The organism is Gracilibacillus salinarum (genome assembly GCF_022919575.1).
GTDB classification, from domain to species: Bacteria; Bacillota; Bacilli; order Bacillales; family Amphibacillaceae; genus Gracilibacillus; species Gracilibacillus salinarum.
The window spans coordinates 2,124,191-2,140,097 of record NZ_CP095071.1 but is presented as its reverse complement, the minus strand read 5'-3'; the positions used below and the strand labels follow the sequence as shown (position 1 = coordinate 2,140,097).

16 protein-coding genes are annotated in these 15,907 nt (G+C 41.3%); 11 read left to right on the top strand and 5 right to left on the bottom strand.

What is annotated here, in order from left to right; translation table 11 throughout:
• The first annotated feature begins 113 nt into the window (after positions 1–113).
• The 8 genes from MUN87_RS09945 (at position 114) to MUN87_RS09915 (ending at position 4,953) form a co-directional block, all read left to right on the top strand.
• Complete coding sequence (locus MUN87_RS09945; RefSeq protein WP_244747615.1) at positions 114–665, top strand: sugar O-acetyltransferase; 552 nt, start codon at positions 114–116, stop codon at positions 663–665.
• A gap of 657 nt (positions 666–1,322) precedes the next feature.
• Positions 1,323–1,799, top strand: a complete 477-nt coding sequence (locus tag MUN87_RS09940) for a GNAT family N-acetyltransferase (protein WP_244747614.1) — start codon at positions 1,323–1,325, stop codon at positions 1,797–1,799.
• 144 nt (positions 1,800–1,943) lie between these two features.
• Positions 1,944–2,213, top strand: a complete 270-nt coding sequence (locus MUN87_RS22425) for a GNAT family N-acetyltransferase (RefSeq protein ID WP_369414025.1) — start codon at positions 1,944–1,946, stop codon at positions 2,211–2,213.
• A gap of 138 nt (positions 2,214–2,351) precedes the next feature.
• Positions 2,352–2,825, top strand: a complete 474-nt coding sequence (locus MUN87_RS09935; RefSeq protein ID WP_244747613.1) for a GNAT family N-acetyltransferase — start codon at positions 2,352–2,354, stop codon at positions 2,823–2,825.
• Positions 2,826–2,838: 13 nt separating this feature from the next.
• A complete protein-coding gene (locus tag MUN87_RS09930) occupies positions 2,839–3,390 on the top strand; it encodes an alpha/beta fold hydrolase (RefSeq protein ID WP_244747612.1) in 552 nt (183 codons plus the stop codon).
• Between the two features lie 18 nt (positions 3,391–3,408).
• Positions 3,409–3,891: an NUDIX hydrolase gene (locus MUN87_RS09925; RefSeq protein ID WP_244747611.1), complete on the top strand. Its 483-nt coding sequence runs from the start codon at positions 3,409–3,411 to the stop codon at positions 3,889–3,891.
• Positions 3,892–4,078: 187 nt separating this feature from the next.
• Complete coding sequence (locus MUN87_RS09920) at positions 4,079–4,474, top strand: hypothetical protein (protein WP_244747610.1); 396 nt, start codon at positions 4,079–4,081, stop codon at positions 4,472–4,474.
• 5 nt (positions 4,475–4,479) lie between these two features.
• Complete coding sequence (locus MUN87_RS09915) at positions 4,480–4,953, top strand: GNAT family N-acetyltransferase (protein WP_244747609.1); 474 nt, start codon at positions 4,480–4,482, stop codon at positions 4,951–4,953.
• Here the strand turns inward: MUN87_RS09915 and MUN87_RS09910 are convergent.
• Together MUN87_RS09910 and MUN87_RS09905 are read right to left on the bottom strand one after the other, a co-directional pair.
• A complete protein-coding gene (locus MUN87_RS09910) occupies positions 4,947–5,909 on the bottom strand; it encodes a nucleotidyltransferase domain-containing protein (protein ID WP_244747608.1) in 963 nt (320 codons plus the stop codon). The two genes, MUN87_RS09915 and MUN87_RS09910, sit on opposite strands and share 7 nt — an antisense overlap.
• Before the next feature lie 17 nt (positions 5,910–5,926).
• Positions 5,927–6,823 (bottom strand): PhzF family phenazine biosynthesis protein, encoded by an 897-nt coding sequence (locus tag MUN87_RS09905; RefSeq protein WP_244747607.1) that lies wholly within the window; start codon positions 6,821–6,823, stop codon positions 5,927–5,929.
• 305 nt (positions 6,824–7,128) lie between these two features.
• Between MUN87_RS09905 and MUN87_RS09900 the strand changes: the two genes are divergently transcribed.
• From MUN87_RS09900 to MUN87_RS09890, 3 genes are read left to right on the top strand one after another with little or no spacing between them, the layout of a single operon-like run.
• The gene (locus tag MUN87_RS09900; RefSeq protein WP_244747606.1) at positions 7,129–10,476 is read left to right on the top strand and encodes a DUF5107 domain-containing protein; all 3,348 of its coding nucleotides are present in this window, start codon (positions 7,129–7,131) and stop codon (positions 10,474–10,476) included.
• Positions 10,469–13,240 (top strand): glycoside hydrolase family 2 protein, encoded by a 2,772-nt coding sequence (locus MUN87_RS09895; RefSeq protein ID WP_244747605.1) that lies wholly within the window; start codon positions 10,469–10,471, stop codon positions 13,238–13,240. The genes MUN87_RS09900 and MUN87_RS09895 overlap by 8 nt, the downstream gene beginning before the upstream one ends.
• A 31-nt stretch (positions 13,241–13,271) precedes the next feature.
• Positions 13,272–13,802 (top strand): GNAT family N-acetyltransferase, encoded by a 531-nt coding sequence (locus MUN87_RS09890; RefSeq protein WP_244747604.1) that lies wholly within the window; start codon positions 13,272–13,274, stop codon positions 13,800–13,802.
• Positions 13,803–14,071: 269 nt separating this feature from the next.
• Here the strand turns inward: MUN87_RS09890 and MUN87_RS09885 are convergent, their stop codons facing one another.
• The 3 genes from MUN87_RS09885 to MUN87_RS09875 form a co-directional block, all read right to left on the bottom strand.
• Complete coding sequence (locus MUN87_RS09885; RefSeq protein WP_244747603.1) at positions 14,072–14,401, bottom strand: HepT-like ribonuclease domain-containing protein; 330 nt, start codon at positions 14,399–14,401, stop codon at positions 14,072–14,074.
• Positions 14,385–14,690, bottom strand: coding sequence for a nucleotidyltransferase family protein (locus MUN87_RS09880; RefSeq protein WP_244747602.1), 306 nt, complete (start codon positions 14,688–14,690; stop codon positions 14,385–14,387). Before MUN87_RS09880 ends, MUN87_RS09885 begins: the two co-directional genes overlap by 17 nt.
• Before the next feature lie 259 nt (positions 14,691–14,949).
• Positions 14,950–15,831 carry an AraC family transcriptional regulator gene (locus MUN87_RS09875; RefSeq protein WP_244747601.1) on the bottom strand — a complete coding sequence of 294 codons (882 nt, stop codon included), beginning with the start codon at positions 15,829–15,831 and terminating at the stop codon, positions 14,950–14,952.
• Positions 15,832–15,907: the final 76 nt, after the last annotated feature.

Sequence of the window (15,907 nt, the reverse complement as noted above, 5' to 3'; positions counted from 1 at the left end):
TTGAAGAAAAAGCGCAGTACTTTTATATTACAGTCGGCTATGCAGGTATTTTGATTTTACTAACCAAGCATTCATATTGAGATATTTATACATACAACAGAGGAGATAAGGAAATGAGAACAGAAAAAGAAAAAATGGTAGCTGGAGAAATGTATAATCCAGCAGATAATGAATTAGTAAGTGGCCGGATGAATGCCAGACGTATCGTTCGCCAATATAATCAAACAGAAGAAGCAAAACGAGTGGAGCTGTTAAAAGAATTACTAGGATCGACAGGCGAAATGGTCTACATGGAACCAAATATCCGCTTTGATTACGGTTATAACACACATGTGGGAGAAAATTTCTTTGCAAATTTTGACTGCACCATTTTAGACGTTTGTGAAGTTCGCTTTGGCGATAATTGTATGTTAGCGCCAGGCGTGCAAATCTATACGGCAACATACCCGCTCAATCCAACTGAGCGTAATTCCGGGAAAGAATATGCAAAACCGATTACGATAGGCGATAATGTCTGGATTGGTGGAAGCGCCATTATTAATCCTGGTGTAACGATTGGAAACAATGCAGTGATAGCATCAGGTGCAGTCGTCACGAAAGATGTACCTGATAATGTAGTGGTGGGCGGCAACCCTGCTAGAGTGTTACGAGAAATAGCGTTATAAGAAAAAAGCCAGAGAAAGAGCACAAATCAAAAAGAAAAGCGGAGACATTTGTATCGTAAGCGAGGAAAGGGAACAAATCCAGGAAGAGTGCTGATAGATTTGTATCGATCGTCCAAGAAAGAGCACAAATCTAAAAGAAAAGCGGAGACATTTGTATCATAAGCGAGGAAAGGGAACAAATCCAGGAAAAGTGCTGATAGATTTGTATCGATCGTCCAAGAAAGAGCACAAATCTAAAAGAAAAGTGGAGACATTTGTATCATAAGCGAGGAAAGGGAACAAATCCAGGAAAAGTGCTGATAGATTTGTATCGATCGTCCAAGAAAGAACACAAATCAAAAAGAAAAGCGGAGACATTTGTATCGTAAGCGAGGAAAGGGAACAAATCTAGGGAAGAGCGCTGCTAGATTTGTATCGATCGTCCAAGAAAGAACACAAATTTAAAAGAAAAGCGGAGACATTTGTATCATAAGCGAGGAAAGGGAACAAATCTAGAGAAGAGTGCTGGTAGATTTGTATCGATAGTCAGAGACAGAGCATCATTCGCAGGGAAAGCAGACAGAATTGTTTCCATATTCAGAAGTAGAGACGCATTAAGGTTTGCAAAACTATAAATTCTGCTGTTTTCGCTTGAAAAAGTAACGGGAGGCGTACAGTTTGGAGATCGAAAAGTTCAACGTGTCTGATATTGAGGAAGTGGTTTCCTTATTCTATGATACGGTTCATCATGTTAACCGAAAAGATTACTCAACAACAGCGCTTCATGCTTGGGCACCAGCAGATGAACAGGCGGAAAAACTGGCAACCTGGTGTGAATCGTTACGTGCAAACATAGCGTATGTAGCAAAATCTCAAGGAAGGATCGTAGGATTTGCTGATCTATCTTTTTTAGGTCATATAGATAGATTGTATGTCCATAAGGATTTTCAACGGAAAGGGATAGCGACGGCATTAGTCGATGCTCTGGAATCAGAAGCGAAGAAATGGAACCTTTTAACGGTTGATACCGATGCTAGTATTACAGCAAAACCTTTTTTCATAAAGCGAGGTTATCGAGTCGTTCGTCCTCAAATAGTAAAACGAAGAGGAGTAGAGTTGAGGAATTATAAAATGATCAAGGAATGGAAGGAGTAGAGGTCTGATGACGGTGATAAGCAACATCTACTTGGAAGAACTCACCGAAGATGACAGTCATGATCTGTACATTTGATATGCCAACACTTCAAGATTCAAGAGATAACTAAGAAGCTAAGTGGGGGATAAACGGACGATAACTTCCTGATAAGTTTCGCTAGCAATCAAGGGAGCAAAAACCCTCCCCTGATTGTAGTTTCACTTTACGTAGCCGAACTATGTATCGACAATCGGGAGCAGGGAAATGGCTACGGAACAAGTCTGCTTACCTATTTAGAAAAAAAGCTCACAAGTATAGGGATAGAAAGTCTATACTTAATAACTGCTAATGATGGGAAAGCAAAATCATTTTATCAAAAAAATGACTACTTCATACATGATAATAGACTAGTGATGAAGAAGCTTCTAACTTAAGAGATACAGATAGGCGTGAGATAATGACTAAACTAATAATAGACTCGACAAACAAAGAATCGTTGCAAGAAATCGATGATCTATAAGCAAAAAGCTTGGAATCATGGGGTAAAGATGAACAGATTGGAGTGAAACTAGATGAAAATAAGAAATGTCACAAGCGCTGATTATGATAGTATTTTTCCTGTCATTAATGATTGGTGGGGTGGCAGACAGATGGCTCACCTGCTGCCTAAAGTATTTTTTGTTCACTTTAACAATACTAGTTTTATTATCGAACAAAAGGGAGAAATAATTGGTTTTTTAATTGGATTTTTCTCACAATCTGATCAAGATGTAGCTTATATTCATTTTGTCGGTGTGCATCCCGACTTTCGCCAGCAACAGATTGGTAAGCAGCTTTACCATGCATTTTTTAATGAGGCAGAAAAGAATGGCAAAAGATTTGTTCGTGCGGTAACTTCTCCTGTTAATAAAACTTCTATTGCTTACCACACAAAGATCGGATTTGCGATCGAGCAAGGTAACAAAGAAGTAGACGGTGTTTCTGTTTTGGCAAATTATGATGGAGAGGACCAGGATAGAGTTTTGTTCGTGAAGAAAATCTATTAAAAAGGATGAAAATATGAAAAAAACCGTATTATTTATCCATAGCGCTGGACCACAGGGACCGAATGAAGGAAGTAGTAATTTAATCGCTTATCTCGAAAAAGAACTCAGTGATTCCTATCGTCTAATCACGCCTGAAATGCCTGCACCTGAAGAGCCAAAGTATGATCAGTGGAAACATCAGCTTGAGAAAGAAATTAACAAACTTCATGGCGAGGTAATAGTAATCGGCCATTCCTTAGGTGGTTCTGTTTTGCTAAAGTACCTTTCTGAGCAGGCTTGTAAGCTTACGATCAGAGGTATGTTCATTCTTGCATCTCCGTATTGGGGCTTGGATGATGAATGGCAGTTAAATGATTTTATCCTTCCGCACCACTTTGCAGAGAATCTCCCTCCGATAGCTAACGTATTTCTGTATCATAGTCGTAATGAGAAAATTGTTCCTTTTATCCATCACCAAGCCTATGCAAAAAAACTGCCCCAGGCAACGCTGAGACAGATCGAAGGTGATCGTCATCTTTTTCATGATGGGTTAGTTGAACTGGTTGATGATATAAAAGGTTTATAACAAACAGGGAGGGTGTTTATGGAAATCTGGGATATTTACGATCAAAATAGAAAGAGAACAGGAAGAACGCATAAACGGGGGCTTCCAATGGCAGATGGTGATTATCATATCGTTGTTAGTGTCTGGATTATCAATGAGAACGGGGATATCCTTTTAACTAAAAGACATCCGGACAAATCGCATCCTAATCTCTGGGAAGGCACAGGTGGCTCGATATTAGCTGGTGAAAACAGTCTGGAGGGTGCTTTGCGGGAAGTAAAAGAAGAGATAGGAGTCCCCCTTTCTAAGAAAAATGGAAAGCTGGTAAAAAGCACAAGACGAGATGGATTTCACGATTTCAAGGATGATTGGCTGTTTGCAGAAAACGTTGATATTCGGGATGTTGTGTTGCAGGAAGAGGAAGTAGTCGATATCAAATGGGTGACGAGGAAAGAGTTGAAAGCAATGTATGACAGTCATCAGCTTGTTCCAACGCTTCGGTATGTGGAAGAATTACTATAAGAGGTTGTTCAAAAAGTCACCAAAAGATAAGCAGCGAATCTCTTCGTTGGTTTGCGAGTCCGCTTCTCACGTATTCATACCATACGTTCCGATGCTCCTCGCTGCACCGCCTTGACCTTCTTGCTTCTCATTTGTCGATTTTTGAACAGGCACTATAAGGAAAATCTAGCAGATTGGAGAGGTAATTATGAAAAGGTATCACGCCTCAATATGCATTGTTCTGTTGATAGTTTTAGCTGGTTGTTCTTCCCATTTTAATGACGATGATATTATTTTTCGGGTAGAAGAAGGTGGAGAACCAAAGCTTATTGTTACCAACCAAACTGGTTTTGATTTAGTAGATTTATCATATGAACTAAGCTATGCTGTTGAAAATGAAAACGATGAGGAAGTCCTTTATCCAGAAAATGATTTTACGATAAAAGATGCAGAACAGAAAGAATTCTCTCTCCCATCGACTGATGATAGTAATCTTGATCTGAATAAACTGGTTGTCAGATTAAAGGGAGATGTGAAAACTTCCCTCTTTAAAAAAGTACCATTTGGGATAAGCGGTTCATTAAGCGGATTAGTGGAAAGGTGAATGATATGGAAATAAAGCTGGAAAAAGCAGTAGTAGATGATGCAAACTCAATATTTCCCATTCAGAGAGAAGCCTTTTTGCCTCTTTTAGAAAAGTATAAAGATTATCACACGAACCCAGCAGCAGAATCTATTGATAGAGTAATCAAAAGAATCAGTGATCCATCTGGTGGCTTTTTCAAAATAGTAGCGGATAACGAGTTGGTTGGAGCCATTTGTGTTACTAGTAAAGATAACTTACAATATTGGATCAGTCCAATGTTCATCTTGCCCGCTTTTCAAGGAAGAGGAATAGCTCAAAAAAGTATAACCCTCGTTGAACAATTATTTACGAAGGCGCGGACGTGGGAGTTAGCCACTATTTTAGAAGAAAAACGAAATGGTCATCTGTACGAGAAAATGGGCTATCAAAAAACAGGTATAATCCGGAAGCTAAATGAGCAGACAACGTTGATTTATTATCGAAAGAAGACTTACTGATAAGTTCTAGTTGCTTTCTTGATCAATTCCTGACTTACACTACAGAGCTGTTCGACTTGAGTCATGGAGAATGGAGAAAAACCTAGCATCGTTAATTCTTTCTGTAGCGATAACGGCAGCTCTTTCTGAAAATCTTCGTAAGGTAATCCATTGGCTGTCTCTAAATATAGTCCGACTGCTTCACCGTACATTTGCCATTGCAGTTGCAAAATATGATTAGCATGATTCAATCTTTCTATTTTTTTATCACACAGGACATCATGTATGTCAGTTAACTGATTGCTGTTATATCCCTGTTTTCTTAAGAATTGTCGGAAGTGACGAAGACAAGCAGAGATGTTATGGTCTTGTGATAGAGAAAAAGGAGAAGCTTTCATAAAAGTTTCCTTGTGGTTATGAATCACTTCAGAGAACATAGCCTCTGTAGAACATGATTGTTTTCTTATAAACAAATATAAAAATCCAGCATCCGCCATCGCCCCCATCGCTGTTATATTAGCTGAAATGGTCATATGGTTATGGATACACTCCACTGCGTATGTGCACCGTTCTTTTACCACCGCAGAAACAAATTGGATCATCTTTTGCTTTGCTTGAACGGAATTTAAATAGCAAATTGCCCATTCCCGTAACGCTTGGTAGATCCCATCTGTGTCTTTTATGATCATAGTCTCCGTAATAAAACGATAATTCCATGGCTCTTCACGAATGGCTTGTTTAGTTGGCAATTGCGTCGCTGGCAGTACCTCTGCTTGTATTATTTCTTTCTCATAGTATAGGTCGATATTTTTAGAAGTGACAGCAGTTTTTGTAAATACCGTTACATCGACATCACTATAACGATCTGCTTCTCCTCTGCCAACAGATCCTCCAACAGAGGCATAAACAACCTCTGGTTCACAATTGTTAATAAACTGGTGCGCTACATGAATCAAGTACTCATTTCTACTTCGCAAACGGCTCTCCTCCCTTGCTATTCATCCAGTACCACATCAAATTCCTTAACAAACACCGCATTTCCACTAATCCGAATCTCATAGGTCTCCTTATTTCGTGAGACATCGACTAGTACACGTCCATCTTTTTTTATTTCATGCCCCTGTTCTACCAGAAGCTGCAGTGAATCGGAAAAGTCCGGGTTCATATAAGTAGCGTAATACGCACCCATCACTCCAGATGCAGTGCCAGTCACGGCATCCTCCACCGTTCCTGAGTAGGGAGAAGAGAAGTGTCGCGCATGCATATCCGCTTCCGGATCAATCGTTTCCATGCAAAATGGATGGATAGATGCTCTTTTATTCTCTCGTAAGATAGCGGGAAAACATTTGGTGTTAGGGTTCATCTTTTGAAATGAAGCGAGTTCTTTTATGGGAATTAATAGTGTCCATGTACCAGTACTGCCATAAACGACAGGAATATCCGTACGAATTTCTGTTTCTTCTAATCCGATCGCGTTCGCTAATTTTTTTGCAGATCCATTAAATGCTGCAAATGCTGGAGATGCTTGTTTCATTGTCAGAAATAGCTCATTTTTCACAGTCTCTATGTTTACTGGTAAAATACCTGCGTTTGTCTCAATAGTAACTTCCGTTTTATCACTTAGCAGTCCTTTTGAATGTAAGGCATAGACCGTCGCTATTGTGGCGTGGCCGCACAGGTTCATTTCGTGGCCAGGTGTAAAAAAACGGATGCGTAAGTCTGCTATATCTGATGGCAGCGGAAATGCAGTTTCGTTAAAACCAACTTTCAATGCTGTCTTCTGCATTTCTTCATCTGTTAACTGCTCGCCATTCAAAACGATTCCCGCCGGATTTCCTTTACCCGCTTTTTTACTAAATGCATCATAATGATAGACGGTAACCTTCCTCATTCTCCTATCCCTCCCGCTTTATCACGGTGCTAACCGTCTGTAAGACTCCCACTTCAAGCTTCGAGTATCACAAAGAAGGTAAGTGGGAGTAAACAGACACTATTACCCTGATAAGTTACGTTAATGATCAGTGGGGGTCAAAAACCTCCACTGATCAAAGTCTCTCTGCATTTCCAATAACCTCCATTCCATTATAACCTACTTAGCGCTTAAGAACATAATCCATCAAAAACCGAATTTCGTTAATTGGTAAAGCGCTTTAAAGAAGCTATTGTATAACTATAGCCATAAAAGGAGTGAAACGAATGAGTGAGGTTCAAATCGCTAACGTGAAAGTATGGGAAGAAACACGGGAAATTCCAACATATGAGACAGGGAAACCAGATAAGAATCCAATGTTTCTGGAAAAAAGAGTCTATCAGGGAAGTTCTGGCCGCGTCTATCCTTATCCGGTGATTGATAAAATCGATGACGAGAAAGTGATGAAAAGCTATCAACTTGTGATTCTGGAAAATCAGTATATTCGCGTAGAATTGATGCCGGAGATTGGCGGAAGAATTTACCGGGCATTAGATAAAACAAATGATTATGATTTCGTGTACTACAACCGGGTGATCAAGCCAGCCCTGGTCGGATTAGCAGGTCCGTGGATTTCGGGTGGAATAGAATTTAATTGGCCCCAGCACCATCGTCCCAATACGTTTGGTCCTGTGGAATACCGGATGGAGAAGGAAGAGGGGGGCAGTGCCGTATTATGGATCAGTGAAATCGACCGGATGTATGGCACGAAGATGACCGCAGGATTCCGACTGTATCCGGACAAAGCGTATGTGGAAATAGATGCACAGCTCTACAATCGTACCAGTCAGGATCAGACGTTCCTATGGTGGGCAAACCCTGCTGTCGCGGTGAATGACAAGACACAATCTATTTTTCCACCGGATGTCCATGCTGTTTTTGATCACGGAAAGCGCGATGTATCCCGTTTTCCGATCGCCACTGGAACCTATTATAAGAAAGATTATTCAGAGGGCGTTGATATCTCGCGGTATAAGAATATTCCTGTTCCGACCTCTTACATGGCCTATAAATCAGACTATAACTTCGTAGGCGGTTATGATCATGGTGTGCAGGCTGGGTTGCTGCATGTCGCCAATCATCATATTTCACCAGGAAAGAAGCAGTGGACGTGGGGGAACGGTGAATTCGGTCAGGCGTGGGATCGCCAGTTAACGGATGAAGACGGACCATATATTGAATTAATGACAGGAGTTTATACCGATAATCAGCCAGATTTCACCTGGTTAAAACCTTATGAGGAAAAGGCATTTACGCAATACTTCATGCCTTATAAGAACATCGGTGAAGTGAAAAATGCCTCGAAAGACGCGGCTGTTAATCTGGAAATAGAGGGAGACAATCAAGCAGAAATAAAGGTCTATACGACGTCTCCTTTCGACAAGGTTCAAATAGAATTGACAGGACGTAAGAAAACGTATCTTTCCGAGATTTCCAGCTTGTCACCGACGAATACCTTTTCTGCTAAAGTTGCACTGGATGAGGCAGAGCGGGAGCATGACCTGCGACTGATCGTCAAGACACAGGAAAGCGTGCTCGTTGCTTATCAGCCAAAGAAAGAAGAAATAGAGGAAATACCAGCACCTGCAGAGCCGATGAAGGAGCCGAAAGCATTACAGACTACTGAAGATTTATATTTAGCAGGATTGCATTTGGAGCAGTATCGTCATGCTACATTTAATCCGGCAGACTATTATCTTGAGGGGCTGAAACGAGAGCCACGGGATAGCAGGCTTAATATTGCTTATGGCAAATGGTTATTGCGGAAAGGTCAATTTGCTGATGCAGAGGGACATTTCAAAAAAGCCATCCATGCGATAACCGTAAGAAATCCCAATCCCTATGACGGAGAAGCCTATTTTCAGCTCGGTTTAGCCTTACAGTATCAACAGCAATACGATCAAGCATTTGCAGCATTCTATAAGGCGGTTTGGAGTGCGGATTGGCAGGATAGCGGCTATTTCGCCCTTGCCCAAATTGCGACGATCAAGGGAAGCTATCAGGAAGCATTGGAGCTGGTGAACCGTTCTTTGATTCGTAATGATCACCATTACCAGGCGCGACTGCTGAAAATCGCTTTATTAAGAAGGATGGGTTCCCGAGATCAAGCCATTTCATGTGCAAAAGAAACACTGGAACGCGATAAAATGGCACTGGCTGTATTTCATGAGTTAGCACAGCTCTATCGTCAGACAGGTGAGCAACAACTGGCTGACGATACGCAGACAATTTTTAATCAGGTTATGAGAGCGGATGTGACGAATTATCTGGCACTGGCGGATGATTATCAGCATGCCGGGCTCTACACGGAAGCAGTTGAATTGTTGGAAACGATCAGTGAACAACGGCATCCAATGGTACATTATGCCTTGTGTTATTTATATCAGTTACTCGGAAAAAGTGACAAGTCGGAGCAGCAACATCAATTTGCCAAGCAGGCTCCATCTGATTATTGTTTCCCTAACAGTCTTTTCGACTATCAGGTGCTGGCTTTCGCTATTGAACAGGATCATGCTGACAGTAATGCCCATTACTATATCGGGAACTTACTCTATGATAAAAAAAGATATCACGATGCTATCTGGCATTGGGAAAAATCTGCGAAACTGGATGCCTCCTTTGCCACGGTTCACCGCAACCTTGCCTTAGCTTATGTTAATAAAGAAAGTAAGCCGGAACAGGCTCAACAGTCATTAGAAAAAGCGTTTGAGCTGAATAAGCAGGATGCCCGCGTCTTCTATGAATTGGATCAGCTTTATAAAAAGATCAATAAAGCACCGGCAGAACGTCTGAATCAGTTAAAGGCGTATCGTCATCTGGTAGAAATGCGCGATGATTTGTATCTGGAATACGTCACGTTACTGAATACATTGGGTCAGTATGAGGATGCACTGCGAGCGCTGCAGATAAGAAAGTTCCATCCGTGGGAAGGTGGCGAAGGAAAAGTCACTGGACAATATGTGATCGCAAATGTGGAATTGGCGAAACAAAGCTTAGAAAACGAACAGTATCAGGAAGCGGTGGACTACCTGACACAAGCCCTGCATTTTCCAGAAAACTTAGGGGAAGGCAAGCTGGAAGGTGCACAGGAAAATAATATCTATTATTACTTAGGATGTGCCTATCAGCATGTAGAGGCATCGGAGAAAGCAGCGGAGGCATTCAGCATAGCATCGACAGGTTTAATGGAACCAGCCAGTGCAATGTATTATAATGACCAGCCACCGGAGATGATCTTTTACCAAGGACTTGCCTGGTTGGCTTTAAATAATGAAAAAGAGGCAAAACGCCGGTTTCATAAGCTGATCGATTACGGTGAATCACATTTCTATGATCAAGTAAAGATTGATTATTTTGCTGTTTCTTTACCAGATTTCCTCGTGTTTGAAGAGGACTTAATCCTGCGAAATAAGCTGCATTGCCAGTTTATGATCGGGTTAGGAATGCTGGGATTGGGTGACATTCAGCAAGCAGAATATTATTTTTGTAACGTCCTGAAAGAAAATAGTAATCACCAGGATGCGCTGATTCACTTGAATCTATGTCAGCAGAAGGGAGATAGTTATCATGCTTAATTTAAATGGAACGTGGCATTTTTCACTTGATCCGAATGACGAGCAGAATTGGATAGAAGGGATTCCCGAAGAGACGATTCAAGTTCCTGGATCCATAGAAGAGCAAGGGTATGGAGAAGCGACTGCACATCAGCCGATTGGAACATGGAAAAAGAAACGGGAATATGAAGGGGTGGCTTGGTATGTAAAGGAAATAACCATCCCCGAAGATGTGGCTGGAAAAGACGTTATCTTACAACTGGATGGTGTCAGATGGATTACGGAATGCTGGTTAGATAGTCAGTATCTTGGTAAAGAAGATCGTTTGTCAACTGCTCAATGCTATTCTGTCAGTCATGTGCTCAAGCCAGGTGAAAAACAGCGACTTGTGGTGAAGTTAGATAACCGGATGCACCTGCCCATGCAGGAAAGTCATATTCATTCCCAGCATACTTCCACCTATTGGGGAGGGATTACTGGTGGTATCCAGTTAATTGCCAGACCGCGTCAGGGAATAAAGGATATAGCCATTACGTCAGATATCAACCGTCATCTGGTAGAGCTAAATATCGCGCTTCGTCATGAGAACCGTGAATCATTATCAATGGAAGCAGCAATAGTGGATGATCAGGGAAAAGAGGTGACGAGCGTCAGCTTACAAGAACTACCGCAAGAAGGGCGTTTGCAGTTAGAGATGGCGAAGGATGCAAGAAAATGGTCACCGGAAGATCCTTATCTGTATACGGTGGAAGTAAGCTTATTTCGTGACGGTCACCTATATGACAAACGAGCGGTGTCTTTCGGTTTTCGAGAAATCACAATAGCCAAATATCAAATCCTGCTAAATGACGTACCGGTATTTCTGACAGGCTATGTAGATTGCTGTATCTTCCCTCAGACCGGCTATCCAGTCTGGGATATCGACCATTACCGAAAACAGTTTGCGATCGTGAAGTCATATGGATTTAATCATGTGAGGCTTCATGGCTGGACACCACCTGAAGTGTTCTGGCAAGCAGCTGATGAAGCTGGTATGCTGGTTCAGACTGAATTACCACATTGGAGCAGGCAGTATAATGACCCGACAAAGAATGCGCCAGAAAGTGTCCATCAGTTTTTGAAGAAGGAATTAAAAAGCATTCTGCATGCATTAAAAAATCACCCTTCTTTTGTCATGCTCTCCATGGGGAATGAGTTGATCAGCGAAGAAGGTCACCCGCAAATGAATGAACTGGTCAAAATGGCAAGGGAATGCGATAACAGCAGAATCTACACAGATAATACCGGTTTCGGAAATCTTCCTGCGCAAACTCGCGAAGGTGACTTTTTTGTTCCAACATTAAATTGGCATCCGCCTTATAATATTGATCACGCTGCAACAACGGATACAACGACTGATTATGCAGAAGTGACACGATTGGAAGAGAAACCGTTGATCGCCCATGAACACGGCCAGTTTACCATGTATGTCAGACCGCAGGAAGCGGAGAAATATCAAGGCATCCTGCAACCATATTGGCTCGAGACGATTAATGAAACACTTGCTGCTAAAGGCCTTGATCAGCAAACAGAAGCGTTTATCGAAGCAACTGGCGTACACCTCGTGCGGGCATTAAAGGAAAACATCGAGAAAGCGAGGCGTACACCGAATTTATCCGGCATACAGCTGTTGGATATTCGCGACTTTCCTGGGCAAGGACATGCAACAGTGGGCATTCTTGATGTTTTCTGGGATGACAAGGGATTGATCGAGCCAGAGGCGTTCCGGCAATTCAATGAGCCGACCGTATTATTAATGCGGTCGAAGCAGCGAACGTATTTCAGTCAAGAACATCTCACTATCCAGCTGGAGCTATCCCATTTCGGCATACCTTGTCCGACGGCTAATGTCCATTGGCAACTGGTGGATGAAGAAAAGGTGTATGAAAAAGGTGTTGAGCAATTACATGATATTGCTGGTGATGGAATTCGGGAAGTCGTCACCATAAAAGAAGCGATAATCGTGGATCAAGCGAAAAAAATAACATTGAAGGCATGGACAGATTGCAACGGAAAGCAAGTCAGCAATCAGTGGGATTTCTGGGTGTATCCAAAGCAAAACCTTCCACGTCATGTAGAACGGATTTGGACCAATATCGACGAGCTTCGTGCCAGTCTGTATGGAGCAAGGTTTGAAAATGAGCTTGGCGTAAATGAACTGAGTTTTCAGCCGGAAACAGAGGTCGACTTAGCGATCACAGATCAGCTGTCCCGAGATGTCATGCAATACGTGCTGGATGGCGGAAACCTGTGGCTCATGGCGAAGGAGGGCGGCCAATATGATGAAGTGATCACCCGTTACCTTCCGACGTTCTGGAATTACTTATGGTTTCCTGAACAGGTGGGTACTACAATGGGGATGCAGATTCATTCGCATCCACTACTTAATCGTTTACCGCATGATGGTTTTTCGGATTGGCAATGGTATCATTTAGTCGATCGCACGGTTGCGTTGAACCTGGAATCAATACCAAAGGTACAACCATTGATCGAAGTGGTTGATAACTTTAATCGAGCGAAGAAGCTAGCCTATATGTTCGAAGTTCGTCTTGGAAGAGGGAAGATTTTTGTATCCACTTTAAATCTGACCAATCGCAAACAGATGAAATCACCTGAAACACAGCATGCTTTTTTCAACATAATTGATTATCTGCAAAGTGAAGACTTTCAACCAGACGCATCGATCACGGTAGGTGAATTGTTAGGGTTGTTTAAGGTGAAATCCTTGATTAAATTGACGTACTGAGCTAATTTATAAGTAAAAAAAGGGGCACGTAATGAGAGTTTTGATTAGGCAAGAAACAGAAGAGGATCACGAATTGACTGAAAAGATCATTAAAAAAGCCTTTGAAAATGAGGAGTTAAGTGATCATCAAGAGCACTTACTGGTCGAGCGTCTTAGAGCTTCCGAAGCTTTCATCCCGGAATTGTCATTGGTTGCTTTACATGATGAGCAGGATATTGTCGGACATATTCTGTTATCCAACATAAAAATCGTTGATGGCGATCATGTGACAGATTCATTGGCATTGGCGCCAGTTTCCGTGCTTCCCGATTATCAAAATCATGGGATAGGGAGTCAGCTTATTCAAGTTGCCCTGACAAAAGCAGAAGAGCTTGGCTTTGCTTCTGTGATTGTCTTGGGGCATCCGGCGTATTACCCAAGATTCGGTTTTCAGCGTGCCAGCAGATGGGGAATTCAAGCGCCATTTGATGTGCCAGATGATGCCTTTATGGCGCTCGAGCTATTGGAAAATAGTTTAGCAGAATTCAGTGGCGTTGTTCAATATGACGCGACGTTCGGTTAAGCAGAGGCGTGGATAGTGTTGAACATATAGCAATCAAGGACACTTTGGTTTTTAATGTCGGAGTGTTCTTGATTATTTAACTAATTTGAATGTAATGATATACAAGTATTTATCCTAGTGGGAAAAGTAATAAAATGGAAGAATTGAAGTAGTGGAACATTCCCTTTGTCACTTATAACTCCTCCTACTACTAAGTCAAATGGAAAACTTAAAAATGAGCTAAATAATCGACATCACTTGATCTACAAAACTTCAATGTGTGCGTTTATTTATAAAAGTTTTTTGATCTCTTTTATTAATTCAGGAATTTTATTTTGGACAACATCCCATACAATCTGGTAATTAATAGAGAAGTATCCATGAATCATCATATCTCTCATACCGGCCATTTTTCGCCATTCAATCTGGGGGTTCTCTTTTTGTGTTGGTTCAGGAATATTTTTGGTAGCCTCACCGATAACTAATATGTTTTTCAATACAGCATCAGAAACTAAATCATTATCAATGAAATCGTCAAATGAAAGGCCATCAGTGTAAGTTTTAATTTTTATTGCAGCAGTATATATATCCTCTAAAAAAACCCTAGGCTCCCTCTGCATACTTTGCACTCCTTAAAATACTAGGTTTAAGTGCTGGCTTAATATCATCGATTATAACCAAATCAACAGATTTTTGAAATAGATCTTCAAGATTGAATTTTAAGTCCATATAGTTATCAAATGTCATCGCGTTATCTTCAAATTCTACTAACAAATCAATATCACTGGAACTATTTTGTTCTTCGCGAGAGTACGATCCAAACAAAGCGACACTATTTAATCCGTATTTCTCTTTCCAATTTTTTAAGTTTACAGATAGCACATCCAGGATTTCCTGCTGCGATAACATATTGACCACCACCATCTTATAGTATTCCGTATTATATTCTATTATAGCACTAATAAAGGATGTTCAAAAGGTCCGGACCAAAACGCTATGAACTACTGTCATGGCTTGCCTCTCCGTTTCTCTTGTATGAACAAGCATACATTCCGGTAATTGAAGTTAAGTCGCCTAGCATTTCTTTACGCCTTTTGTTCTCATTTCATCAATGCACCTCCATCCGTTACAAGGCTAAAAAATGAATCGCTTAAGAAAGAACGTTGCTTCACCCTTTCTGCTGCTGTCGATAAGCAGTAGGGGACATCCCAATTACTTTTTTGAACAGCCGGGAAAAATAATAAGGATCTTTCATGCCCAATGAATGACTGATCTCCTTTAAGCTCCATTCGGTTAGATCGAGTAACTGACAGGCGTGCTGGATTTTCATTTTGATAAAATAATCGATTGGCGGTGTACCTGTTTCTTTTTTGAAAATGTAGATGACATGTTGTTTGGAAAGGCCGATGTGCCGGGCAATATCATCGAGTTGCAGCATTCCGTCCAGATGCTCATGCATATAATTAATCGCATTGTCGAGATAATGTTCCCGTTTTTCGTCCTGCTGAGAGCGGATCACATGGAGGCCAATCGTACTCAGTAAATAACGCATTGTTTGCGATAAATGAATATGATGCAGACTGGAATAAGCTTTCATCGTCAATAGATTATAACAGCGCTCGAATAATTCGACGAATGTCCCGAAGAAATGAGAGGGAAACCGTAATACGCTGTTATCCAGTTCAAATTGTTTAATAAAAACTGCCACTTGTTCTCCGGTTAAATGAAACCAGTAAATACTCCAGGGATCGTGATCAGCTGCTCCATACCGATGCGGAACGTCGGCAGGTATGACGGTTAACATATGTTTTTGAACCGTCAGTTTGTTCTGACCGTTAAGCTCCACCCAGCCTTCGCCATCTGAGCAATAGATAAAAAGATAAGAATCAGCTCCATCAGGTCGATCGCGATAATGAAATGCAGCTTTCGGAAAATAACCAATGTCTGTTACCATCAGCTCTTTTATCAGTTCGTGCTGACGAAACTCTTTTTGCATATAATCTGGTAATACAAAAAGCTTTTCCGATTTAAAACCATCTTTTTTACGCATTTTCGTAAACTCCTGTCTAAGTAAGTAGTTAAGCATATTGTCCATCAGAGGCGTTGCTGTGTCAATCGAAGGTCAT